The organism is Rhizobium sp. SRI_017 (assembly GCF_057586295.1).
Genome location: NZ_JBYCZP010000010.1, coordinates 1 through 22,188, shown reverse-complemented (window position 1 = coordinate 22,188; position 22,188 = coordinate 1). Strand labels below are relative to the sequence as shown.

Below are 22,188 nucleotides of genomic sequence, written 5' to 3'. Positions count from 1 at the left end.
TGAAGCGGGATATCCGGGACCGGGAGGGGATCCGGCCAGGCAACAGGGGTCAGGCGACCTTGAAATCATTCCAGCGCTTGTTCATGTAGGCCGCCTCGTCCATCAGCGTGTTCCAGCATGAAATGTTGGTCACACGGTCGGTGAAAGAGCCGCCGTCGCGCACCGTGCCCGGCTTTTCCATCGAGACGCCGAACGGATCGTTGACCTGTTCCGGCGCCGGCTTGCCTTCGTACCAGAAGGCGTATTCGGCCGGCGTCATGTGCTTCTTGGCGGTGGAGGGCACCGGGCTGTAGTAGCCGTAGCGGCTGACAAAGGCGCCCTGCCATCCCGACATGTACCAATTGAGATATTCATAGGCCGCGTCGAGCTTCTTGCCTTCGAGATGCTTCATCAGGCCCATGCCGTTGCACCAGCCGCGATAGCCTTCCTTGCCGCCCTTGAGATTGACAGGTGCATAGGTGCAGGGAATGTCCTTGACGCGGACGGCGGCGACGGCCGGCGACCACATCGACTGGATCACCACTTCGCCGGCTGCCATCAGCTGCACCGACTGGTCGAAGGTCGTCCAGGTGGCGCGGAAATGACCATCCTTCTTGAGTTCGATCAGCTTGTTGCAGGTGAAGTCGATCTCCTCGCGGGTCATGTTGCCCTTGTTGCCGTAGGTGATCAGGCCGGCGCTCTCGAAACACAGCGCCGCATCCATGATGCCGATGGCCGGCACGTCGAGGATCGCGGCCTTGCCCTTGAACTTCGGATCGATGAGCTCTTTCCACTCGGTGACTTCATGGCCGACGAGATCGGGACGGTAGCCGATGGAGTCGGCATTGTAGACCTGCGGCACGTTGGTCAGCCATTCGGTGACGCCGTCATGCAGTTCGGTCGCGTCCGGCTTTTCGATATAGAGTGCCTCGTAGGGGGAGATGCCCTGGCGGGGGATCTTGGTGCCGTCGAGTTCGCCCTTGGTGAAGATCGGCAGGAAGTTGTCGAATTCCTTGATCCGCTTCGCCTCGATGCCCTGGATGACGCCGCGGCGGGCAGCGAGCTTTGCCTGCCAGCCTTCGAGGTCGGCAATATCGACCGTATTGGGCTGGGTGATGAAGCGGTTGATCGACGCCGACGTGTCGAGATTCTGCATCGTGACCTTGAAGCCGAGATCCTTGGATGCCTGGTCGCCGATCGCCTTGACGACCGAATAGGACACGCCGACATGGCGCAGCTCTATATCCTTGATCTCCTGCGCCCAGATGGTCGGGAAGCCGGTGATGGTGGTCGATCCGGCTGCCGCACCTGCGGCCGCCGCACCTGCCTTCAGAAAATTCCGCCTTGATATCTGCTTGTCATTCCTGGTCTTCGTCATCGTCTTGGCCCTTTCTCCAATTCGTTCACGTTGAGCCAGCGCCGGCTTCTCACCAATGGAATGCATTTTTTCTCGAAAGCGCAAAATCAGAAAATAATATGCCGCGGATAAGGAAGATTTATATGCCTAACTTCTGGGCATTTCTCGCACAGGAACTAGGCAAGATCGACTTGAAAAGCCTGAAAACAGCGGATTTATGATGGATGCTTGAGCAACTGCCACGCCTCGCCGGCGGATGTTATTTCGAATAGCGCAGCGGAATTTTTTTCTATTGATAACGGCTTTCTTTGTGCTTATCCAAATTGGAAAATCCAACATGGCGGCACCCCAAATTGCCGTCGCGGCCCCGAAAAGAGGCAAGGAAAACAATGGAACTGACGAACTCAGCGCGTATTGCCCGACCGCGCGACCAGGTCTGGAACGCCCTTCACGACGTCGAGATCCTGCGCAAGTGCATTCCCGGCTGCGAGATGCTGGAGCGCCTTCCAGATGGCGAACTGACGGCCAGGGTCGTGCTCAGGATCGGCCCTGTCAAGGCAACCTTCAGCGGAAAGGTTCGCTTCGAAAATGCGGTCGAGCCACGGAGCCTGACGCTGGCAGGCGAAGGTAGCGGCGGTATTGCCGGCCATGCGCGTGGCGCTGCGGACGTGTTGCTGGCCGACGACGGCGACGGCACGATCCTCTCCTATTCGGCAAAGGCCGATGTCGGCGGCAAGATCGCCCAGCTCGGCGCCCGGCTGATCCAGTCCACCTCCCAGAAGCTCGCAGGTGAGTTCTTTTCCCGATTCGAGAAGGAAGTTGCGGGTTTCGTGGCGACATGATGGAGAGCCACTGGAATAGCGGCGCCATCCAGACATGACATCACCCCCGCGACGGGGTACACTGCTTTCTCATGAGAGCGAGCTTCGCGGCAAAATTCTCGTACCGCAGACAGTCTCCATGTTGCCTTCGGTAGACTGCGTCGCAATCGGTTGTTCATAAGGGCGACGAAATCGCTCTACGCAGTTTGCACCGCGACGTGCGGCGCGCAATTTTGCTGATTTCAAGCAGCTACGGTCCGGGTTTGTCCGCCGAAATCGCATAGCGATGCTGCGTGGCGCGTTGGAGCCCCTCGAAAAGCGGAAAGTTGCGCCGCTGCTCGCGATGGATGGTTTTCAGATCGTAGTCGATGCGGACATTCGTGAAACCTGCGGTCTCGAGCAACCGAGCCACGACCTCGGCGCGGGCGCCGCCGGAGAAATACACCCGGGACAGGATGCTTCGATGGGTTTCCGCCAGTGCGCCGGGGCCATGGCGTTTGGCGCCTTTGGATAGGCCAAGTGTCTGGCTCCAGCTGGCCAGCCAGGCAAAAAGCCCGGAGAGTGCACTCGGATTGACGAAATCGCCGTCGATAACAAGCAGCCTGCCGCCGGGCTTCAGGATGCGGTGCCATTCGCGAAAAGCTGCCTCCGGATCGACCAGCGTCCAGACGAGGTGTCTGTTGGTCACCACATCGGCGGAACAGTCCGGTTCCATCGTATTTTCCGCGTCGCCCATCAGGAAGCGGATGCTGCGTGACCGGTTCTTTGCCTTGGCCCGGGCCCTTGCCAGCATCGGCTCGGCCCAGTCGATGCCAGTGACCGAAAAGCCGATATCGTCGAGAATGTGAGAAATGACTGCCGTGCCGCAGGCCAGATCCACGGCGCGGCGCCCGTCTCCGCGGCCCAGATGCTTCATGAACAAGGCCTGCCAGGCTGCGCGCTCGCCCTCGGAAAATATCTCATGGCCGGGTTGGTCGTCGAACGTCGCCGCCCGTTCCGACCAGTAGGCCTTGATCTCGTCCCTCAAATCGTAATTGCCGGCAAGGCTCATCTTCCACTCCGAACGCCGCCAAGTTTGGAAGCGTTATAAAAGATAATTGTTGACTGTAAAGATCAAGATATCTATTGCGGGCATTAATTTGTGCAGGAGAAAAAGATGAATATCTTCAACAAGGTGGCGTCAGCCGCCCTCGGTATTGCATTGCTTTTTTCCGGACCGGCTCTGGCAAAAGACAAGGTCAAGGTCACGGATATCAGCGGCCGTGAGGTCGAAGTCAGCCTGCCCGTCGACCATGTGATCCTGGGCGAAGGCCGGCAGATCTATTTCGTCGCGGCACTCGACACCGATGCCCCCTTCAAGCGGGTCGTGGGCTGGCGCGACGATTTCAGGAAAGCCGACCTCGATGGCTACAACGCCTATCTCGAAAAATTCCCCGAGATGGACAAGCTGCCGACCTTCGGCGGCATGAAGGACGGCACCTTCGATATCGAGCAGGCCGTGGCGCTGAAGCCCGACGTCATCATCATGAACATCGACGCCAAGACCGCCACCGAGGAAGCCGGCTACATCGAAAAGCTCGCCAAGGTCGGCATCCCGCTCGTCTATGTCGACTTCCGCGAAAAGCCGATGCTCAACACCGAGCCGTCGATGCGGCTGATCGGCAAGCTGTTCGGCAAGGAAGAACGCGCCGAGGAATTCGTCAAATTCCGCGCCGAGGAAATGGCTAAGGTCACGGATGTGATCGCAAAGGCAAAAGACCTCAAGCGCCCGAGCGTCTTCATCGAGCGCGCCGGCGGTTATTCGGACGATTGCTGCATGTCGTTCGGCAACGAGAATTTCGGCCAGATGGTCGAGCTCGCCGGCGGCCACAACATGGCGTCCGGCATCATCCCCGGCACGTTCGGCACGGTCAATCCTGAACAGATCATCGCGTCAAATCCTGATCAGGTGATCATCACCGGCTCGAACTGGGAGCTCTATGTGCCAGGCGGCGCCTGGGTGGGCGTGGGCCCTGGAGCCGATAAAGCGACGGCATCAGGCAAGCTCGCCAAGCTGATGGAACGTCCGGCCTTCACCGGCATCAAGGCGGTCAAGGACGGCAATGTCCACGCCATCTGGCACCAGTTCTACAACAGCCCCTATCAGTTCGTCGCCGTGCAGCAGATCGCAAAATGGCTGCATCCGGATCTCTTCAAAGACCTCGATCCCGACCAGACGTTCCGCACGATGCATGAGAGGTTCCTGCCGGTCGCATATCGGCCTGGCTACTTCGTCTCGCTCAATCCGGGATATTGACATGGTGGCGGGCTCGGAAGCCGCTGACATCGGCGAAGGGCGCGGTATCTACCGCGCCCTCTCGTTCAAGCGCATTTTGCTGATCGGCGTGCTCTGCAGTCTTCTCTTCGTCTCGGTTGCCGCCGACATGGCGCTCGGGCCGGCGAATTATGCGATTGCGGACGTGCTCTCCGCTCTCTTCTCTCCGCAAAGCGTCGATACCCAGCTCCATGTCGTGATCTGGGACATCCGCATGCCGATCGCGCTGATGGCCGTCACCGTGGGTGCGTCGCTGTCGCTCGCGGGGGCGCAGATGCAGACCATTCTTGCCAACCCGCTGGCAAGCCCCTTCACGCTCGGCATCTCGGCCGCCGCGAGCTTCGGTGCCGCGCTCGGCCTCGTCGGCGGTGTGGCGCTGGTGCCGGCGGCCGTCCATCTTATGGTGCCGATCAATGCCTTCGTCATGGCCATGGTCGCAGCACTGTTCATTCACTTTGCCTCGACGCTGCGCGGCGTCACGGTCGAAACCATCGTGCTTCTCGGCATCGCGCTGGTGTTCACCTTCAATGCGGCACTGTCGCTGCTCGAGTACCTCGCCTCCGAGCAGGCGCTTGCCGCGGTCGTCTTCTGGACCATGGGCAGCCTCACCAAGGCGACATGGCTGAAGGTCACCGTCACTGCCATCATGCTGGTGCTCGCCATTCCGCTGTTCGCCCGCAGCGCCTGGCAACTGACCGCGCTCAGGATGGGTGACGAGAAGGCCGCCAGCCTTGGTGTCAATGTCGGCCGCCTGCGGCTGACCACGCTGATGATCGTCGCACTTCTTGCCGCGATCCCCGTGTCCTTCGTCGGCACGATCGGCTTCATCGGCCTGGTCGGTCCGCATATTGCCCGCATGCTCGTGGGCGAGGATCAGCGCTTCTTCCTGCCGGCGTCGGTGATCTGCGGCGCGCTCATCCTCTCGGCGACCTCGGTGGTGAGCAAGTCGATCATCCCCGGCGCGATTCTCCCGATCGGCGTGATCACCGCACTGGTCGGCGTGCCCTTCTTCTTCGTGTTGATTTTCACCCATCGGGGGCGCGCATGGTAGGGCTTGCCATCCAGGATCTCTCCGTCCGCTATGGCCGGACGGAGATCATATCCGGCATCAACGCAGACATCCCACACGGGGGCGGGCTGACTGCCGTGATCGGCCCCAATGCTGCGGGAAAATCGAGCTTCTTCAAACGCATCGCCGGCCTCGCCAAGGGCAGTGGCCGAGTGATCACCATCGACGGCAAAGAAGACGGGAAAGCAATCGCCTATATGCCGCAGGACTCCACCTGCAATGCCGTCCTCTCCGTCTATGAATCGGTGCTGATGGCGGCCAAGCAGGGGTCAGGCTGGCAGGTGGAAGATCGCGAGCTTGCTGAGATCGACCGGATTCTGGCATCGCTCAAGATCGCGCCCTGGGCCTTCAAGAATCTGGGCGAACTCTCGGGCGGCCAGCGCCAGCTCGTCGCCATCGCGCAGGCCCTCATTCGCAAACCCGAAATCCTGCTGATGGACGAGCCGACATCCGCGCTCGATCTCTATCGCCAGATCGAAGTCCTGACCTATATGGCCGGGCTGGCGAAAAGGAGCGGCATGCTTGTCATGATCGCACTCCACGACCTCAACCACGCGCTGCGCTATTGCGAACATACGCTCGTGATCGCCGGTGGGCGCCTGGTTGCAAGCGGGCCGTCCGAAGACGTGATCACGCCCGAGCTGTTGCGCGACATCTATCGCGTCGAGGCAAGGATTGAGCGCTGCTCGCAGAACCGGCCGCTGGTGATCGTGGACAGTGCGCTGAATTGAACGCGAGAGTCAGCGCGATGGCCAGACACGCCGGGCAATAGACGTGCGGGCCTTCTTTGTCACCGCGGCGGGCTCGGTTTGGGCTCAATCTCGATACGATGACCTAAACAGCCAGACCTGGTCGCGTCTGGAACTCCTCGTTTCGCGATAGATACAGGTCGCGCAGGTCGCGCTGTCTGCGCATGAGATTTAGAATACCATCCCTCGACTGCTGGATGTGACGACGCGATTCGCGGCAGGCCGTGTCGGTGTCCCTGGCCGCGATTGCTTCGACGATCATGTGATGGTCGTCACGCGCCGCCTTCCAGTCGTTCAACTGGGTCAGCTCCATCCAGACATAGACCTGGCATTTTTCCAAAAGTCCGCTGAGCATTTCGGCAAGCATGGCATTGCCACTGAAGCGCGCAATTGCGCGATGGATTTCCATTCCCATCTGCATCTCTTCCAGTCGGGCACGGGAAGACGGGTCGGTTTGCGCCAGTCGCTCGCAGTCCGCGACCAAGCCGCGAAGGATTTCCACCTCATCGGGGGTGATACGGGCAATCGCCAAGGTCGTTGCATAGACGTCCAGCTCTGCCCGGATGTCGAACACGTTGCGGAGCATCGCCTCGTCGAACTGCACCACTGCAAATCCTGTACGGGGGCGTTCGATCACAAGTCCGTCGCGCTCAAGTCGATTGAGTGCTTCGCGCACCGGCGTCCGGCTGACCTGAAGCTGTTCGACGAGCTCGAGTTCGGTAATTCGTCTGCCCGGCGAGAGCTGCCCGGTGACGATCATCGCCTTGATCGATTCGTACGTCGACTGACGCAAATGGCCGCGGGCAACTTCGTTCATGGGGGCTCCTAACACCGGCAGGTGTCGATGCGCCAATAGATATCGGTTGACTCGCCAATTCGCAAGCGCATAGTGTATACAAAAAAGTATTCATATAATGTAGTCACGATTGCCGACCGAACCGAACGGAGGGTTGGCAGGCTGGGGAACGTCGTCGATGCAAGCAGACATTGTGGTCACCAATGCAAGAATCCTCACCATGGACGTCGCGAGGCCGGTGGCCTCTGCGATGGCAGTCGCCAACGGACGAATTCTCGCTGTTGGCGACGCAACCGAAATCCTGGCACTTGCCGGCAGTTCGACGCGGAGGATAGACGGCGCCGGTCGAAGCTTGCTGCCAGGCTTCATTGAAGCGCACATGCATGTCTTTGGCGGTGGCGCCACCCTCAACGACCTGCTGCTGACAGGAATGAAGGGGGAAGCCGCGATCCGGGAAAAAGTGCGCGCCCATGCGGCGGCGAACTCGGGGGCCAGGGTCCTCTATTGCCAGGGTGCCGATTACGACATGCTCGATGGCAGTCCTATCGACCGGCACTTCCTTGACAGTATCATGGACGATCGCCCGCTGGCCTTCGTGGCCTTCGACCACCATACGATGTGGGCCAACACGCTATTGCTCAAGGAAGTCGGGCTTCTCCATGGAAAAGTCCTGGGGCCCGGCAACGAGGTAGTGATGGGCCTGGACGGCCTTGCCACCGGCGAATTGCGCGAGGTCGAGGCTTTCGGTCCGGTCGACGTCTATGCCGGCACCTTTCGTTCGTCGCTGGGGCTCTCCACGGGAGGCGAGCCGCCCGAGCCGCCGACGCCAGAGGAGCGGGCGCTTGACCGGGCCTCGATAAGCGCCGGCCTGAACTGGTGCGCCAGGCACGGCATCACGTCGATCCACAATATGGATGGAAATCTCTACACGCTGGAACTGCTCAGGGAAATCGAAGAGCAGGGCGACCTGATCTGTCGGGTCAAGGTTCCCTTCCATTTCAAGAACTTCATGACAATAGACATGCTGGAAAAAGCCTCCCGCATGAATGAGGACTATCAGGGCGACTGGCTGAGCTCCGGCTTCGTCAAGGCGTTCTATGATGGCGTCATTGAAGGCTACACGGCCTTTCTGGCCGATGGTTATGCCGACCGGCCGGACTTTAACGGCGAGCCGCTCTTCTCGCAGGAACAGTTCACGGAATTGGCTGTCGAGGCGGACCGGCGCGGTTTGCAGATCGCGGTTCACTCGATCGGCGATGGCGCGGTGCACGCGGTCCTGAACGGCTATGAAGCCGCCCTCAAGGCCAATGGCCGGCGGGACGCCCGCCATCGGGTCGAACATGTCGAAATGATATTGCCCGGGGACATTCCGCGCTTCGCCGAACTTGGCGCCATTGCATCCATGCAGCCACCCCATCCTCCCGGGGTGATGGATTTCTCGGCCGAGCCGGGCCAGACCCGCATCGGGCCAGAACGCTGGGCGCTCGCCTATGCCTGGCGGACCCTCAAAGAGGCGGGCGCCCATGTCGTATTTGCCTCGGACTGGCCGGTGGCGCGGATCGACGTGCTGGCAGGCATCCATGCTGCCGTGAACCGAACACCCTGGGTGCCAGGGCTGCCTGAGCAGAGTTTCTCGGTGCACGAAGCGATCGCGGCCTACACGGTCGAGGGCGCCTATGCCGAGCATGCGGAGGATCGCAAGGGACAGCTCACACCCGGCTACTTCGCCGACTTTGTCCTACTGTCCGGCGATATTGAGAGCACCTCACCCTCCGAGATCAACACTCTCTCACCCGTGCTGACCGTGTGTGGCGGTCGCGTGACGTTCGAGGCCTGACATGCTGGCATCCCCGCAACCCGCACACGAACAATCGGCGGTTCGCCGCCTCGCTGTCCAGGCAATCGCACTTCAAAAGACCTATGGCTTCGGCGCCGCGACCTTCCTCGCGCTCGACGATGTCTCAATCGACATCGCCGAAAACGAGTTCTTCACATTGCTGGGGCCCTCCGGCTGCGGAAAGACCACGCTCCTCCGCTTGATCGCCGGCTTCAGCTTTCCCACCCAAGGTCAGATCTTGCTTCACGGCAAGGACATCGCACCTCTTCCGCCGTTCAAGCGGCCGATCAATACCGTCTTCCAGAACTATGCGCTGTTCACTCACATGTCGGTCGCCGAAAACATCGGTTTCGGTCTGAAGATGCTGGGTTGGGCCAAGCCCCGGATGTCAGCGCGCGTTTTCGAAATGCTGAAGCTGGTGCGCATGGAGGCGCTCGCCGACCGGCGAACCAGCGAGATCTCAGGCGGCCAGCAGCAGCGCGTGGCGCTTGCCCGTGCACTTGCGCCACAGCCGCAGGTGCTTCTGCTCGACGAGCCCCTGTCCGCGTTGGACTACAAGCTGAGAAAGGAGATGCAGGTCGAGCTGAAACGGCTCCAGACCGAAACCGGTATCACCTTCATCTTCGTCACGCACGACCAGGAGGAAGCCCTGGCCATGTCGGACCGTATCGCCGTGATGAATGGCGGGCGCGTGCTCCAGGTCGGTCGCCCGAAGGAAATCTACAACGCCCCGGTCGACAGGTTCGTGGCTGATTTCATCGGCGAATCCAATATTCTACAAGGCCAGCTCGCGGGCCCGGCAGGGACGGATGGATACCGCGTCGACATTGCCGGAACGGTCATCACCGCTTACAGCAGCGCCCCAATCCCAGACGCCGGCCCCTTCCAGGTTTTGGTCCGCCCGGAACATGTCGACGTGCTCGACGCGGCTGCGCCGGAAGTCATTCCCGCCGTCATCGAAGGCGAAGTCTTCGTCGGAACCGACACCCGTCTGCAGGTCAGACTGAAGGACGGCGCGGCCTTCACGGCGCGCGTGCCCAACAGTCCGGAACTTGAGAAGGTGAGGGCGCCAGGCACGCAAGTATGGCTGCGAATTCATGGCCATAGCGCCCGCATTCTGGGAGGCGATGATGTCCAGCATCGCTGAAATGGCCGCCGCGCGCCGGGCCGCAGAAACCCGGCGCCGATGGCTGCTCAAGGCGCCGGCCCTGCTCACCATCATTCTGGCTTCTGTCGGCCCGCTTGCCGTGATGCTCATCTTTTCGGTGATGGAAAAGGGCGCCTTCGGGGGCGTCATACTCGGCCAGTTCAGTCTCGATGGCTGGATGAACGTCTTAGTCGAGCGGGATCTCTTTGACGACACACTCATGTTGGCCGATGCCAACCTCATAATCCTCTGGCGCTCCATCAAGCTGGCGCTGGTGACGACACTGGCCACGCTGCTGATCGGCTTCCCCACGGCCTATTACATCGCGACCCGGCCCGAGCACATCCGGTCGCAATGGATGCTGCTGATCACGATCCCTTTCTGGACCAATCTCCTGATCCGCACATTCGCGATCATGGGCCTGCTGTCCAACCAGGGGCCAATCAACAATGTCCTCGTGTGGGCAGGGCTGATCGACAAGCCAGTCCAGATGCTCTTCACGGACGGCGCCGTTCTGATCGGGCTGGTCTACGTCTACCTGCCGCTCATGGTGCTGCCGATCTATGCGAGCCTCGAGCGGATGGATTTCAATCTGGTCGAGGCCGGATACGACCTTTATGCGACCCGGCTGAAGGTGCTTTGGCACATCGTCATTCCCTCCTGCCGGCCCGGCCTGATTGCTGGGTCGATCCTGGTCTTCATCCCCGCCATCGGTGCCTATGTGACGCCGCGCGTCCTGGGCGGGGGAAAGAACATGATGATGGGCAACCTCATCGAGTTGCAGTTCGGCCAGGGCCGGAACTGGCCGCTCGGCGCAGCGCTGTCAATCTGTCTCCTCCTGATCGTGACGGTGGCCCTCGTCATCTACATGCGCGGAAGCGCGGCGAAGGAGAATGCCCATGGCCAATAGTCGCCACGCATTCGATCTCAAGGCGCAGCCCGGCTTCGGTACCATTGCCCGATTGTCTATCGTCGCGCTCTATCTGCCGATCCTCATCCTTGTCGTCTTCGCCTTCAACGCAACGTCGTCGCTCGGTGTCTGGGGCGGGTTCTCATTCAATTGGTTCGTCAAGGCCTGGCATAACGACCTGATCATCAATGCCGCCGTCTTCTCCTTGTTTCTCGCGACCGCCGCCGGCGTCCTGGCGACGGTCATGGCCACGATGGCGGCCATCGCCATGACCCGCACCAATGCCTATCGCGGGCAGATGATATCCTATGCGCTGATCAACCAGCCGCTGATCGTTCCTGAAATCGTAACCGCCATCTCGCTCCTGATCGTGTTCGCGGCGGTCAAGTCGGTCACAGGCTATTCAGGCACCGGCTATCTACTCCTGGCGCACACCGCCTTCTGCATTCCGTTTGCCTATCTGCCGATCCGCGCACGGCTGGAAGGCATGGATCTGACCCTCGAAACCGCGGCAGCCGATCTCTATGCGGATGCGTGGAAGACCTTTGTTCATGTTACGCTTCCCAGGCTGGCCCCCGGCATCGTGGCGGGTTTCATGCTCGCCTTCGTCGTATCGCTGGATGACGTCGTCATCACCGATCTGGTGAAGTCCGGCGGCCAGGAAACCCTGCCGACATACATGCTGGGTCAGATCCGCCGTGACATGACCCCCGAAGTCAATGCCGCCGCCACCATGCTGCTGATCCCCTCGATCATCCTGGTGACGGTCGTGCATCTGATCAACCGAAAAAAATAATCAACCTTACAGAGGAGTGACAAGCATGCGATCCATATTGACGACCCTGGCATCGGCGATGCTGCTTGCGGCAGCGAGTTCAGCGGCGCTCGCAGAGGAAGAATTGAGCCTCTACAACTGGGGCAATTACACCAGCCCGGAACTTCTGGAAAAGTTCAAGAAGGAAACCGGCATCAAGGTCACCGTCACGGACTACGACTCCAACGACACCGCGCTGGCCAAGGTCAGGGCGGGCGGCTCCGGCTTCGACATCGTGGTGCCCTCGGCCAACTTCGTGCCGATCTGGGTCAAGGAGGGGCTTCTTCTCGAATCCCGGCCGGACCAGATGCCGAATTTCAAGAATGTCGATGAGCGCTGGGTCAATGTCAGCTGGGACCCCGGCCGGCATTATTCCGTGCCGTGGCAGTGGGGCATGATCGGACCGGTCGTCGCTACCTCCGTCTACAAGGGTGACATCAACACCAGCGCAATCTGGCTCGACCCGCCGGAAGAACTGAAGGGCAAGATCAATGTCGTGCCCGAGAAGAACGACGTCCTCTACGCCGCCATCCGCTACATGGGCGGCACCTGGTGCACCGGCGACAAGGCGCTCCTGAAGAAGGTTCGCGACAAGCTGCTGGAAGCCAAGAAGTCCTGGGTCTCGATGGACTACGGCATCGAGAAGATGGACAGCCGCGATACGCTGGCCCAGCTCTACTACAACGGCGCCGCATTCCGGGCGCGGCAGGTCAATGCCGATGTCAAGCTGGGCTTCCCCAAAGAGGGCTACTCGCTGTTCATGGACAGCGCGGCCATCCTCGCCGACGCCCCGCATCCGGAAAACGCCAAGAAATTCCTGAACTTCATCATGGCACCCGAAAACGCGGCCCTGATATCGAACTTCGCAACCTATGCGAATGGCATCAAGGGATCGAATGCGTTCATGCGTGATGACGTCAAGGCCGCGCCCGAACTGAATGTTCCGGCAGAGTATGTTGCTGCCGGCGGTTGGCAGGAAGTCTGCCCAACCGAGGTGGACGAGCTCTACACCCGTATCTGGACCGACCTCATGAAGTAAAGTGCGTGCCCCGGTTGAGGTCCATCCTCCGCCGGGGCCCCCCAACCCCAATCGTCCACAGGCCTTGCAGACATGCGTGACTTCCAGCTACCCGGGCGCTCGCCCGTTCGAACAACCGGCGTCATGGCTGCGACGTCCCATCCGCTCTCGACACAGGCGGCTCTCGAGATGTTGCGTGCGGGCGGCAATGCCGTGGACGCAGCCATCTGCGCGAGCGCGGTGCAGGCCGTTGTCGAGCCGCAGTCGACGGGGATCGGCGGGGATTGCTTCGTGCTCTATTGCCCCCGCGGGACGGACGAAGTGATTGCGCTCAACGGCTCCGGGCGCGCGCCAGCCGCAGCGTCGATCGAACGCTTTCAGGCGATGGGGATGGAGGAAGTTCCAACTTATGGACCCCATTCCGTTTCCATTCCGGGCGCGATTGACGCCTGGGACCGGTTGATCCGCGACCATGGCAGGAAAACGCTGGCCGAAGTGCTCGCCCCCGCCATTCACTATGCCGAGAAAGGCTATGTGGTGCACGACCGCGTTGCCTTCGACTGGCATCAGGCCAAGGTCCTGCTGGAACAGGATGTCCATTCGGCAGCAATCTTTCTGCGCGACGGGCGCGCACTGCAGGCAGGCGAGACACATGTCCAGCCAGCGCTGGCCGCCACCTTGCGGCGGGTAGCCGAATTGGGTCGGAAAGGTTTTTACGAAGGTCCGGTGGCTGAGGCGCTGGTCGCCCGGTTGCGGGAACTTGGCGGCTTGCATTCCCTCGACGATTTCGCCGCGACGCGCTGCGACTATGTCGCCTCGGTTTCGATCGATTATCGCGGCTATCGGGTGCACCAGATGCCGCCGAACAACCAGGGCCTGACCGCGCTGTTGGCATTGAACATCCTGGCCCAGGATGACTTATCGTCGTTGGAGCCACATGGCGCCCGGCGCTTCCATCTGGAGGTTGAGGCGGCGCGGCTTGCCTATAGGGAACGGGACAAGCGCCTGGGTGAACTCGATCGTTCAAACCCCGTGATCGAAGCCCTTTTGTCGAAAGCGCATGCCGCCCGCTTGCGACAGAAGATCAGCATGGACAGGGCGATGACCGACCTACCGGAGGTCGAACTCAAACGATCCGACACGGTCTACATCTCCGTGGTGGACGAGGATCGCAACGCCATCAGCTTCATCAATTCGACCTATCACTCCTTCGGCAGCGGAATCACCTGCCCCGAGACGGGTGTTGTCCTGCAGAACCGGGCTACGAGCTTCCGCATGGACCCGACCCATCCCAATGCGCTGGCGCCCGGCAAGCGACCGATGCACACGATCATGCCCGGCATGCTGACCAGGGATGGCCGTGCCGTCATGCCCTTCGGCGTGATGGGCGGCGACTACCAGCCGATCGGCCATGCCCACTTCCTGACCAATGTCCTGAACTTCGGCATGGATGTGCAGGCCGCCCTCGACAGTCCCCGTGTGTTCCGTACGGAAGGCTCGGTCAAGGCAGAAAGGGGCGTTCCGGCTGCCACCGTCAGTGAATTGCAGGCGCTTGGGCACAAGGTGGAAGAAGCGACCGAACCCTTCGGCGGCGGACAGGCCGTATGGATCGATTGGGAAAAAGGCACGCTGACGGGGGCTTCGGACCCCCGCAAGGACGGAATTGCCTCAGGCTACTAGGAGAGAAATGGCATGGCGCGCGCAATCCTCGTGATCGATGTTCAGAAAGTCTATACCGACCCGGCCTCACCCTTGCATTGCGTTGGCAATGCCGAAGCGATTGCCAGCATCAATGCGATCGTTTCCGCGGCGCAAGCCGCCGGTGATCTTGTGGTTCATATCAGGCACGTCCACCGCGCCGATGGCGCGGATGCCGGCCGCATGTTCGATTTCAGTGGCGAGGCCGGCGAGCTCGGATTTGTCGAGGGTACAGAAGAGGTCGAGGACGATCCAAGACTCAAGATCCCGGCCGGTGCCTTGACGATCAGCAAGCAGCGCTATTCCTGCTTCGTGGGCACGGGCCTGGACCGGGCGCTGCGGGAAAGGTCGATCGATCGGATTGTCGTGACCGGCTTCATGACGAATTTCTGCTGCGAGGCCACCGCCAGGCATGGCCACGATCTCGACTACTTCGTCGACTTTCCCGTCGATGCGACCGGCTGTCCGGACCTCTCCAATACCGCGACACAGAACGTTATCAAGGCTGGAACCACAGCAACCCTTTCGGCGGGATTTGCCCGGGTGATGACCACGGCCGAATGGCTCGCTGGCGCGGGCGCCTAACACCTGCCGGCACCTTGAACCCTGCCGATCGCTGCGCCTCCATGTGGCCAGCGCAATTCCGAACCCCGAGGCCCGCGGCCATGTCACTGAACGCCCTGGAGGCAAAGCTCAAGAGCGTCGGCCTCGATCGCTAGCTGATGGTCCTGTTCCTGACGATCGTGGTTGCCGTCATGTCCCAGCGCACTGCGGCGGCACGAGTCACGACCGATTGACGGGCCAACGACCGATAGAGGGGACGTTCCTGGTCAGGCCGGCCCGGCAGCGCTCACGGCCGCTGCCCACTTGCCGCATTCGCCACCTCAAGAAGCCGTTGGCGCCCGACATGCCCGGCACCGTCCTGGATGTCGGCGGTTATCGCCTCCCTGAGGGCATCTGCGTCCCGACGCCTGATCGCCTCGATTGCTTCCACATGCCTGTCGACCTGATAGCTCTGGGGGAGATGGGCCACGGCTTCGCGCATGAAGGGTCCCATGCGCAGCCAGACCGATTCGATCAGTGGCAGCATGACGAAGGACGGCCGGACCTCGTACATGCTGCGATGGAAGGCGAAATTGCGTTCGATGCCGAGTTCGATATTCCCGGCCTGATAGGCTTCGTCGATGCTGTTGTCGAGGGCCACCAGCTGCTCGATGCGGATATAGTCGATGAAGTGCATCGCCCGCACGGCGGCCACGGTCTCAAGTGCGATGCGGGTGGCAATCAGTTCGTCAAACCGATCGGGTCCGATATCGGGCACCCGCACCCGCCTATTGTCGAGATATTCGAGCGCTCCGTCGGCGATGAGCTGGTCAAGTGCGCCGCGGACCGGCATCGTGCTGACGCCCAGGCTTTCCGACAGGCCGGATATGGTCACTGGCAGGCCGGGGGGAAATCGACCGAACATGATGGCGCGGCTGAGCGAACGATAGATCCACTTCTTGGTGGACTCGCCCTTCTGCTTTGGTTCGCTGCTGATCGAAATCTGCTTCGTGTCCATCGACAGTCGCCGGTCCTCCCGCTCCTAGCCTCCGACGCCGTACCGCATCGGCAATGAAATCCGCATTAGCACACTGAAAATCGCTTTGCAGGACCATTTGGTCGATTTACAAATATGATCATATCTATTATAGATTTGATCATATTATGCAGCCGGCCAGTAGACCGGTGCTTAGGGGGCTTCAGTGCGCTGGTTCATGAAGGTCGACGAAGGGCCCTTGGCTATGGCCTGAAATGCGTCCGTGCCACCTATGGGCCGGCGCGAGAAATCAGAAGACATAGTCGAACAACGGACAGGGCTGGCCGGCGCCATGCGCTCCGCGAGCAGTGCCTCCGACCTGATGGTGGATCATGATTGATGAACAGGAAGCGCGCGACTTCCTTGACAGGAACCCTGATATCGAAGTGCTCGAAGCTTTCGTTATCGACGTGAACGGGGTGCCGCGGGGCAAATGGATCCCGCGCGAACGGGCGGTCGAGGTGCTGGTCAAGGGCATGGCGATGCCGCGCTCAGTCTATGCGCTCGACATATGGGGGAGGGACGTCAACGAGGCGGGCCTGGCGGAGGGCACAGGAGACCCGGACGGCATCTGCCGGGCCGTGCCCGGTACGCTGGCGCGCGTCGGCTGGCTCAAGCGACCCACCGCCCAGGTGATGCTCAGCATGCAAAATGCTGCCGGCGAGCCCTTCTATGCGGATCCGCGCCAGGTTCTGTCCACGGTGCTTGAGCGCTTCGGGCGCATGAAACTGAGGCCGGTGGTCGCGACCGAGCTGGAGTTCTATCTCATCGATCCGGTCCGCTCGGCCCTCGATCCGGTGCGCCCGCCGAACACCCGCGAGGGCCGCTGGCATACGGGCCAGACCCAGGTCCTGTCGATCGCGGAACTGCAGGATTTCGAGGATGTCTTCAGCGAAATCGCCGCGGTGTGCCGCGAACAATTCGTGCCGGCCGATACCACGCTGCGCGAGAACGGTCCCGGGCAATATGAGATCAATCTCAACCACATGCCGGATGCGGTGCGGGCTGCGGACACGGCGGTGCTGCTCAAGCGCATCGTCAAGGGTGTGGCGCGCAAGAACGGGCTTGATGCCACCTTCATGGCCAAGCCCTACGGCACCCAGGCCGGCAGCGGCATGCATGTGCATTTCTCGATGATCGACGACACGGGCGGCAACATCTACGCAGACGACAGCGGTCCATCCGCGGCGCTGATGCACTCGGTCGGCGGCCTGCTGAAATACATGCAGGAAAGCACGGCAATATTCGCTCCGCACGCCAACTCCTTTCGCCGGCTGACACCGAGCGAACATGCGCCGACTTATGCCTCATGGGGGCTGGACAATCGGTCAGCGGCTGTTCGGGTCATTACCGCTGGCAAAGCGGCGACCCGGATCGAACATCGCGTCTCCGGCGCCGACACCAATCCTTACCTCGTACTCGCCATGATCCTGCAGGCCGCCTACATGGGCATGGTCGAACGTATCGACCCCGGCGGGCCTGTGACCGGGGACGAACATGCCCCCGACATTCAGCCCCTGGAGCGCAGCTGGCACGCTGCGGTCCACAGCTTCGCCCATTCCGGCTTTGCCTTCTCGGCCCTTGGGAGAGATTTCCGCCAGCTTTACGCCGCCTGCAAAAGGCAGGAATTGCAGGAGTTTGCGGTCAGAGTCACCGATGTCGAATACGACGCCTATATCAGGACAACCTAGAAATGACTGCATCACCGACACAAGACAATCCCGGCCATGTCGCATCCTGGTATGCGGCCACAGCCAATGACAAGCGGGTCCGCACCCCGCTCGATCAACCGGTCGAAGCCGATGTGTGTATCGTCGGCGCGGGCTTCACCGGCGTTTCGGCGGCCCTTGAACTGGTTGAAAAGGGCATGAGCGTCGTCGTGCTCGAGGCCGAGCGCATCGGTTTCGGCGCTTCGGGGCGCAATGGCGGCCAGATCGTCAACGGCTACAGCCGCGACTTTACGACGATCGAACGGCGCTTCGGCCCGGAGACGGCGCGCAAGCTTGCCCTCATGTCGCGCGAGGGCGGCGACATCATCCGTTCCCGCGTTGCCAAATATGCGATCGAGTGCGACCTGCGCGACGGGGGCTTCTTTGCAGCCTTTACCCCCAGGCAGATGCTGGAGTTCCAAACAGTCAAGGCAAGCTGCGAAAGCTATGGTATCGGCGGCATGGACATGGTCGGCAAGGCTGATCTTGCCCGCTATGTCAGCAGCCAGCGCTATGTCGGCGGCATGATCGACAGGCGAGGTGGCCACTTGCATCCGCTCAATCTCGTACTCGGCGAGGCCCGGGCGGCTGAATCGCTCGGCGCCCGGATTTTCGAGAATTCGCGGGCCATCGGCATCGACCTAAGCGCCGGGCGCCCGGTTGTCCGCACCGCCCGCGGACGCGTCGAATCCCGTTACTTGCTGGTGTGCGGGAATGCCTATCTCGGCAACCTGCTCCCGAAGGTCACCGAGCGCATGATGCCCGTCTCCAGCCAGGTCATGGTGACGGAAACGCTTGACCCGGCGCTGCTCGACACGATGTTGCGGGCCGACTACTGCGTCGAGGATGCCAACTACGTGCTGGACTACTACCGCCGCACCAGCGACAACCGCCTGCTCTATGGCGGTGGCATCGGCTATGGCGGCCAGGACCCGGCCAACCTGACGGGCATCATCCGTCCCAACATGGTCAAGACCTTCCCGGAACTCGCCAACACGCGCATCGACTATGCCTGGAGCGGCAACTTCGCACTGACGCTGACCCGCATCCCGCATGTCGGGCGCCTGTCCGACTCGGTCTATTTCTCACATGGCGACAGCGGTCACGGCGTGACCACCACGCACCTTCTTGGCAAGATCCTCGGCGAGGCGGTGGCCGGCCATGCCGGGCGGTTCGATGTCTGGGCCTCGCTGCCCAGCCTGCCTTTCCCGGGCGGGCGGGCATTGCGCGTTCCGCTCACGGCGCTTGGCGCCTGGTGGTACGGCTTGCGTGACAGGCTGGGTGTCTGAAGGACGCGGATCGGCATTTTCGAGCGGCCACGCACCGGCCGAACTCCACCCGGAAAAGCTTCATTCAGGATGCCGCCTTCTGTGGCGCCATGACCACCATCAGTCACAACGGTCTCGTAGCCTTCTGCCAACCCCAGCACCTCCTGAGCCCGCTTGATCCTGTCAAAGCGGCGGCGTCCTCGGCGGCGGGTTGCGGCGCTTGCCCGTTGCCTCGAACGCTGAGGCCAGGCTGAGCAGCGCCGAGTCGTCATAGGCCCGGCCGGCAAAGGTCAGCCCCACCGGCATGCCGATGTCGGCCATCAACCCCATCGGAACGGTGACCGTGGGAATGCCGAGATGCCGGACGGCGAGGTTTCCATTGGCGACCCAGACGCCGTTGCGCCAGCCAAGCTCGGCCGATGCAGGATTGACGTCCATGTCGGCGGCGCCGACATCGGCGACGGCGGGGAAGATCACAGCATCGAGGCCGAGCCCGTCCATCCATTCTTCATGATCGATGCGGCGGCTGTCCTCGAGCCCGCGTACGCCTTCTTCCATGTGCGGAATTTCGGTGAAGTCAGCATAGGGATGCTCGCGCACCTGCGCCGGATAGTCCGGCAAATGATCATCGAAACCGGTATAGCGGTCGGGCAGGGCGCCTTGGGGGTGCGGGAAGATCTTCCTGCCGTCGACGCCGGCCAGCGTCGAGAGCGCCGGATCGCCGTTGGCGGCGAGAAAATCGTGCCAGGCCCAGGCGGAAAGATCGAGGATCTCGCGTTGCAGGAACCCAGTGCTGACCAGGCCGCGCGTGAGGATCGACTGCGCGCCAGGGCGATCAGCCTCATAGTTGGTGACGGCAGGAAAGTCGACCTCGACCACCACGGCGCCCGCCGCTTCGAGCTCGCGGCGCGCATCCTGCCAAAGCGCGATGATGGAAGCGCGTGTTTCGATCGGCAGGCCGGTCGAGCCACCGATGCCGCCCTCGGGATTGGAGCCGGCGTCGGGATCGGCATTGATGTACATGCGCGGTACGCCGAAGCGCTTGCCGGCCAGCGTCTGCCTGGCGTGGTCGGCACCATCGGCGCCCAGTGAAGGATAGGCGGTGGGCCGGATTTCAGAGGCCCGGGGCAGGGCCACCCAGGGCTGGGCGCGCCAGAAATCCCCGCGCGTCTCGATATCGTCGGCGACGATCACGTCGAGCAGTTCGAGCATGTCGGACATCGACCGCGTATGCGGCACCACGACATCCATGGTCGGCACCAGCGGCCAGTTGCCGCGCACGGAGATGATGCCACGCGAAGGCGTATAGGCGCAGAGCGCATTGTAGGAAGCCGGCGCACGACCGCTCGACCAGGTTTCCTCGCCAAGCCCGAAAGCGCCGAAAGAGGCCGCCGTGGCGGTGCCCGAGCCGTTGGAGGAGCCGGAGCCGAAGGCGCTGGTCAGCCACGCGGCGTTGTAAGGGCTTTCGGCGCGACCATAGACGCCGCGTTGCATGCCGCCATTGGCCATCGGCGGCATGTTGGTCAGCCCGAGGCAGATGGCGCCGGCGCTACGCAGCCGCGCTATGGTGAAGGCATCGCGCTGGGCGACCAGTTGCGCGAAGGCTGGGCTGCCGGCGGCGGCGGTCAGTCCACGCACGAGATAGCTGTCCTTGGCGGTGTAGGGTATGCCGTCGAGCGGCGAGAGGATGGCGCCGCGCTTGCGCCGATCATCCGAGGCCCGGGCCTCGGCCAGCGCGTCGGGATTCATCACCACCATGGCATTGAGGGCGGTTTCGGTGCCCGGTGCATCATAGGCGGCGATCCGGGCCAGATAGGCCTGGACGAGATCGACGCTGCTGGCCCGCCCCGCCTCGAGGGCAGCGCGCAGGTCGGCGATCGATTTCTCGACGACGTCGAACCCGCCCATGATCAAGCCACCGGCTCAAGAGCGGGCTGCTGCTGGGTAATGCAGTGGATGCCGCCACCGCGCGCGAATATGTTGCGGGAATCGACGGTGACAATTCGGCGACCGGGATAGGCCTGTTCGAGGACGGCGCGGGCTGCCGCATCGGCCTTCTCTTCACCGAAACCGCAGGCGACGACTCCGCCATTGACGGCGAGGTGGTTGACGTAACTGTAGTCGACGAAGCCTTCCTCGTCGCGGATCTTCTCCGGCGCGTCGAGGTCGAGGATCGTCCATGTCCGGCCCGCGGCATCCGTCGTGTTTTCCAGCAGCGTGCGGATGTCGCACATCACCTGATGATCGGGATGTTCCGGGTCAGGCTGACGATGCAGGAGCAGCACGCCCGGCGCGGAGATGGTGGCCACGATGTCGACATGCCCGCTGGTGCCAAAAGACTCGTAGTCGCGCGTCAGGCCGCGGGGCAGCCAGATCGCCTTGGTGGCGCCGAGCGTGCGGCCAAGCTCGGCCTCCACGCGGGCCTTGTCGGCATAGGGGTTGCGGCGCGGGTCGAGTTGCACCGTGTCGGTGACAAGCACCGTGCCCTCGCCATCGACATGGATGCCACCGCCCTCGTTGACCAGCATGCTCGAGACCAGTTCGGCGCCGCAATGGGCGGCGACCAGGCGGGCGATCTCGGAGGACTGCTTCCATGTCGCCCAGGCCGGCGCGCCCCATCCATTGAAGATCCAGTCTACGGCCCCGAGGATACCGGGGCGCCCGTCGTCCAGCACGAAGGTCGGGCCGAAGTCCCGCATCCAGAACTCATCGAGCGGCAGTTCGACCTGTTCAACATGGCTGCCCAGCATCCGCCGCGCCCGCTCGCGCTCCGATGGATCGACCACCATGGTCACGGGCTCGAATTCGGCAATGGCATGCGCCACTTCAGTCCAGGCAGCGTATCCGGTCTCCTTCCAGGCCTCGCCTTCGCCGAGCGTATTGCCCTCGCGGGGAAACGCCATCCACGTGCGCTCGTGCGGGGCAGTTTCAGACGGCATGTGCCAGGCCATGGCAAGTTTTCCTTCCCGATTTTCTTAGGATTCGATCGCGCGTGCGTGCGGACCGGCCGGCACCGGCAGACGGGTGCTGACCGGCCTAACCTTCTTTCATTTTGTCACGTCGGTCCAGATGCGGGATAGATCTGCTGCGCAGTTCCATAATGAAACTTATGCGATCATGGCG

The 22,188-nt window shown here is 62.0% G+C and carries 19 protein-coding genes and 1 pseudogene; 14 read left to right on the top strand and 6 right to left on the bottom strand.

Annotated features, from left to right (window positions below; translation table 11 throughout):
• Window positions 1-49: 49 nt before the first annotated feature.
• Window positions 50-1,357, bottom strand: coding sequence for an ABC transporter substrate-binding protein (locus tag AC2YI2_RS21040; RefSeq protein WP_487388450.1), 1,308 nt, complete (start codon window positions 1,355-1,357; stop codon window positions 50-52).
• Between the two features lie 368 nt (window positions 1,358-1,725).
• On the opposite strand from AC2YI2_RS21040, the gene AC2YI2_RS21035 reads away from it, so the two are divergent.
• Both AC2YI2_RS21035 and AC2YI2_RS21030 read left to right on the top strand, forming a co-directional pair.
• On the top strand, window positions 1,726-2,178 hold the full coding sequence (locus AC2YI2_RS21035) for an SRPBCC family protein (protein WP_487388449.1): 453 nt from the start codon (window positions 1,726-1,728) through the stop codon (window positions 2,176-2,178).
• 50 nt (window positions 2,179-2,228) lie between these two features.
• A pseudogene (locus AC2YI2_RS21030) lies at window positions 2,229-2,397 on the top strand (SMP-30/gluconolactonase/LRE family protein); the annotation flags it as partial.
• 10 nt (window positions 2,398-2,407) lie between these two features.
• On the opposite strand, the gene AC2YI2_RS21025 reads toward AC2YI2_RS21030, so the two are convergent.
• Entirely contained in the window at window positions 2,408-3,208 is an 801-nt protein-coding gene (locus tag AC2YI2_RS21025; RefSeq protein WP_487388448.1) for a class I SAM-dependent methyltransferase, read from the bottom strand.
• Between the two features lie 105 nt (window positions 3,209-3,313).
• Here AC2YI2_RS21025 and AC2YI2_RS21020 point away from each other — a divergent pair, with 105 nt between their 5' ends.
• Genes AC2YI2_RS21020 through AC2YI2_RS21010 form a run of 3 tightly spaced genes read left to right on the top strand, consistent with a single transcriptional unit; the run spans window position 3,314 to window position 6,271 of the window.
• Complete coding sequence (locus tag AC2YI2_RS21020) at window positions 3,314-4,453, top strand: ABC transporter substrate-binding protein (RefSeq protein ID WP_487388447.1); 1,140 nt, start codon at window positions 3,314-3,316, stop codon at window positions 4,451-4,453.
• A 1-nt stretch (window position 4,454) separates the two neighbouring features.
• Entirely contained in the window at window positions 4,455-5,522 is a 1,068-nt protein-coding gene (locus AC2YI2_RS21015; protein ID WP_487388446.1) for a FecCD family ABC transporter permease, read from the top strand.
• On the top strand, window positions 5,516-6,271 hold the full coding sequence (locus AC2YI2_RS21010) for an ABC transporter ATP-binding protein (protein WP_487388445.1): 756 nt from the start codon (window positions 5,516-5,518) through the stop codon (window positions 6,269-6,271). Before AC2YI2_RS21015 ends, AC2YI2_RS21010 begins: the two co-directional genes overlap by 7 nt.
• A 103-nt stretch (window positions 6,272-6,374) precedes the next feature.
• Here the strand turns inward: AC2YI2_RS21010 and AC2YI2_RS21005 are convergent, their stop codons facing one another.
• The gene (locus tag AC2YI2_RS21005) at window positions 6,375-7,106 is read right to left on the bottom strand and encodes a GntR family transcriptional regulator (protein WP_487388444.1); all 732 of its coding nucleotides are present in this window, start codon (window positions 7,104-7,106) and stop codon (window positions 6,375-6,377) included.
• Between the two features lie 157 nt (window positions 7,107-7,263).
• Between AC2YI2_RS21005 and AC2YI2_RS21000 the strand changes: the two genes are divergently transcribed.
• From AC2YI2_RS21000 to AC2YI2_RS20970, 7 genes are all read left to right on the top strand, one after another.
• Entirely contained in the window at window positions 7,264-8,922 is a 1,659-nt protein-coding gene (locus tag AC2YI2_RS21000; protein WP_487388443.1) for an amidohydrolase, read from the top strand.
• A 1-nt stretch (window position 8,923) separates the two neighbouring features.
• Window positions 8,924-10,069: an ABC transporter ATP-binding protein gene (locus AC2YI2_RS20995; protein WP_487388442.1), complete on the top strand. Its 1,146-nt coding sequence runs from the start codon at window positions 8,924-8,926 to the stop codon at window positions 10,067-10,069.
• Complete coding sequence (locus AC2YI2_RS20990; RefSeq protein WP_487388441.1) at window positions 10,053-10,979, top strand: ABC transporter permease; 927 nt, start codon at window positions 10,053-10,055, stop codon at window positions 10,977-10,979. The genes AC2YI2_RS20995 and AC2YI2_RS20990 overlap by 17 nt, the downstream gene beginning before the upstream one ends.
• The gene (locus tag AC2YI2_RS20985) at window positions 10,969-11,775 is read left to right on the top strand and encodes an ABC transporter permease (protein ID WP_487388440.1); all 807 of its coding nucleotides are present in this window, start codon (window positions 10,969-10,971) and stop codon (window positions 11,773-11,775) included. The genes AC2YI2_RS20990 and AC2YI2_RS20985 overlap by 11 nt, the downstream gene beginning before the upstream one ends.
• Window positions 11,776-11,800: 25 nt before the next feature.
• Complete coding sequence (locus AC2YI2_RS20980; RefSeq protein ID WP_487388439.1) at window positions 11,801-12,832, top strand: extracellular solute-binding protein; 1,032 nt, start codon at window positions 11,801-11,803, stop codon at window positions 12,830-12,832.
• A 72-nt stretch (window positions 12,833-12,904) separates the two neighbouring features.
• Window positions 12,905-14,491, top strand: a complete 1,587-nt coding sequence (gene ggt / locus AC2YI2_RS20975) for a gamma-glutamyltransferase (protein WP_487388438.1) — start codon at window positions 12,905-12,907, stop codon at window positions 14,489-14,491.
• A 12-nt stretch (window positions 14,492-14,503) separates the two neighbouring features.
• Window positions 14,504-15,094 carry a cysteine hydrolase family protein gene (locus AC2YI2_RS20970; RefSeq protein ID WP_487388437.1) on the top strand — a complete coding sequence of 197 codons (591 nt, stop codon included), beginning with the start codon at window positions 14,504-14,506 and terminating at the stop codon, window positions 15,092-15,094.
• 265 nt (window positions 15,095-15,359) lie between these two features.
• Here the strand turns inward: AC2YI2_RS20970 and AC2YI2_RS20965 are convergent, their stop codons facing one another.
• On the bottom strand, window positions 15,360-16,070 hold the full coding sequence (locus AC2YI2_RS20965) for a GntR family transcriptional regulator (RefSeq protein ID WP_487388436.1): 711 nt from the start codon (window positions 16,068-16,070) through the stop codon (window positions 15,360-15,362).
• A 347-nt stretch (window positions 16,071-16,417) separates the two neighbouring features.
• Here AC2YI2_RS20965 and AC2YI2_RS20960 point away from each other — a divergent pair, with 347 nt between their 5' ends.
• Complete coding sequence (locus AC2YI2_RS20960) at window positions 16,418-17,779, top strand: glutamine synthetase family protein (RefSeq protein WP_487388649.1); 1,362 nt, start codon at window positions 16,418-16,420, stop codon at window positions 17,777-17,779.
• A gap of 2 nt (window positions 17,780-17,781) precedes the next feature.
• Window positions 17,782-19,086, top strand: a complete 1,305-nt coding sequence (locus tag AC2YI2_RS20955; RefSeq protein ID WP_487388435.1) for an NAD(P)/FAD-dependent oxidoreductase — start codon at window positions 17,782-17,784, stop codon at window positions 19,084-19,086.
• A gap of 162 nt (window positions 19,087-19,248) precedes the next feature.
• Here the strand turns inward: AC2YI2_RS20955 and AC2YI2_RS20950 are convergent, their stop codons facing one another.
• Window positions 19,249-20,973, bottom strand: coding sequence for an amidase (locus tag AC2YI2_RS20950; RefSeq protein ID WP_487388434.1), 1,725 nt, complete (start codon window positions 20,971-20,973; stop codon window positions 19,249-19,251).
• A gap of 2 nt (window positions 20,974-20,975) precedes the next feature.
• Window positions 20,976-22,016 carry an agmatine deiminase family protein gene (locus AC2YI2_RS20945; protein WP_487388433.1) on the bottom strand — a complete coding sequence of 347 codons (1,041 nt, stop codon included), beginning with the start codon at window positions 22,014-22,016 and terminating at the stop codon, window positions 20,976-20,978.
• Between the last annotated feature and the right edge of the window lie 172 nt (window positions 22,017-22,188).

Coding starts and splice junctions, on each gene's coding strand:
- AC2YI2_RS21040 (WP_487388450.1), bottom strand. CDS start 1,357: ATGACGAAGACCAGGAATGACAAGCAGATATCAAGGCGGAATTTTCTG.
- AC2YI2_RS21035 (WP_487388449.1), top strand. CDS start 1,726: ATGGAACTGACGAACTCAGCGCGTATTGCCCGACCGCGCGACCAGGTC.
- AC2YI2_RS21025 (WP_487388448.1), bottom strand. CDS start 3,208: ATGAGCCTTGCCGGCAATTACGATTTGAGGGACGAGATCAAGGCCTAC.
- AC2YI2_RS21020 (WP_487388447.1), top strand. CDS start 3,314: ATGAATATCTTCAACAAGGTGGCGTCAGCCGCCCTCGGTATTGCATTG.
- AC2YI2_RS21015 (WP_487388446.1), top strand. CDS start 4,455: ATGGTGGCGGGCTCGGAAGCCGCTGACATCGGCGAAGGGCGCGGTATC.
- AC2YI2_RS21010 (WP_487388445.1), top strand. CDS start 5,516: ATGGTAGGGCTTGCCATCCAGGATCTCTCCGTCCGCTATGGCCGGACG.
- AC2YI2_RS21005 (WP_487388444.1), bottom strand. CDS start 7,106: ATGAACGAAGTTGCCCGCGGCCATTTGCGTCAGTCGACGTACGAATCG.
- AC2YI2_RS21000 (WP_487388443.1), top strand. CDS start 7,264: ATGCAAGCAGACATTGTGGTCACCAATGCAAGAATCCTCACCATGGAC.
- AC2YI2_RS20995 (WP_487388442.1), top strand. CDS start 8,924: ATGCTGGCATCCCCGCAACCCGCACACGAACAATCGGCGGTTCGCCGC.
- AC2YI2_RS20990 (WP_487388441.1), top strand. CDS start 10,053: ATGTCCAGCATCGCTGAAATGGCCGCCGCGCGCCGGGCCGCAGAAACC.
- AC2YI2_RS20985 (WP_487388440.1), top strand. CDS start 10,969: ATGGCCAATAGTCGCCACGCATTCGATCTCAAGGCGCAGCCCGGCTTC.
- AC2YI2_RS20980 (WP_487388439.1), top strand. CDS start 11,801: ATGCGATCCATATTGACGACCCTGGCATCGGCGATGCTGCTTGCGGCA.
- ggt (WP_487388438.1), top strand. CDS start 12,905: ATGCGTGACTTCCAGCTACCCGGGCGCTCGCCCGTTCGAACAACCGGC.
- AC2YI2_RS20970 (WP_487388437.1), top strand. CDS start 14,504: ATGGCGCGCGCAATCCTCGTGATCGATGTTCAGAAAGTCTATACCGAC.
- AC2YI2_RS20965 (WP_487388436.1), bottom strand. CDS start 16,070: ATGGACACGAAGCAGATTTCGATCAGCAGCGAACCAAAGCAGAAGGGC.
- AC2YI2_RS20955 (WP_487388435.1), top strand. CDS start 17,782: ATGACTGCATCACCGACACAAGACAATCCCGGCCATGTCGCATCCTGG.
- AC2YI2_RS20950 (WP_487388434.1), bottom strand. CDS start 20,973: ATGGGCGGGTTCGACGTCGTCGAGAAATCGATCGCCGACCTGCGCGCT.
- AC2YI2_RS20945 (WP_487388433.1), bottom strand. CDS start 22,016: ATGGCCTGGCACATGCCGTCTGAAACTGCCCCGCACGAGCGCACGTGG.